Raw genomic sequence first — 766 nt, 5'->3', positions numbered from 1 at the left:
GGTGGCGGATCCGGATCGGGTCGCCCTGGCGTGACGTCCCGGCCGAGTACGGACCCTGGCAGACGGTCTACGGCCTGTTCCGTCGCTGGCAGCGTGACGGCACCTGGGACAAAATCTTGGCCGCGTCACAGGCCGCCGCCGATGCGGAAGGCCGGATCACCTGGACGGTCAGCGTGGACTCGATGACCAGCCGTGCACACCAACACGCCGCCGGCGCCCGCAAAGACGGCCACCTGCAGAAAGAGTCACCCGGCGGCGTGCACGACGAACCCGCCGATCACGCCCTCGGACGATCTCGCGGCGGTCTGACCACCAAGACGCATCTGGCCTGTGAGCAGGGACAGAAGGTCCTATCGATGGTCGTGACCGCCGGGCATCGTGGTGACAGCCCGCAGTTCATCCCGGTCCTGCGCCGTATCAGGGTGACCCGTCTCGGGGTGGGCCGGCCCCGCACCTGCCCCGACCAGGTCCTGGCGGACAAGGCGTACACCAGCCGCGGCAACCGCACCTACCTGCGCAAGCGTGGGATCAAGGCGTGCATCCCGAGCAAGAAGGACCAGGACGCCCACCGCAAGGCCAAGGGCACCCGCGGCGGACGCCCGCCGAAGTTCGACCGAGACCTCTACCGGATGCGACACGCCGTCGAGAACGGCATCGCCCGACTCAAGCGCCACCGCGGCGTGGCCACCCGCTACGACAAGTTGGCCGTCCGGTTCCAGGCCGTCCTGACCATCACCATCATCTGCGAGTGGCTCTGACCGGCTTA

At 68.5% G+C, this 766-nt stretch carries 1 protein-coding gene; it reads left to right on the top strand.

Annotated features, from left to right (window positions below):
• On the top strand, positions 1-758 hold a 758-nt coding region (locus HCJ94_RS29385), incomplete at its 5' end, for an IS5 family transposase (RefSeq protein ID WP_168004248.1).
• Between the last annotated feature and the right edge of the window lie 8 nt (positions 759-766).

It is taken from the genome of Micromonospora thermarum, assembly GCF_012034245.1.
Classification (GTDB): Bacteria; Actinomycetota; Actinomycetes; order Mycobacteriales; family Micromonosporaceae; genus Micromonospora; species Micromonospora thermarum.
The sequence above is the reverse complement of the archived record's forward strand: the minus strand, read 5'-3'. Positions and strand labels throughout refer to the sequence as shown.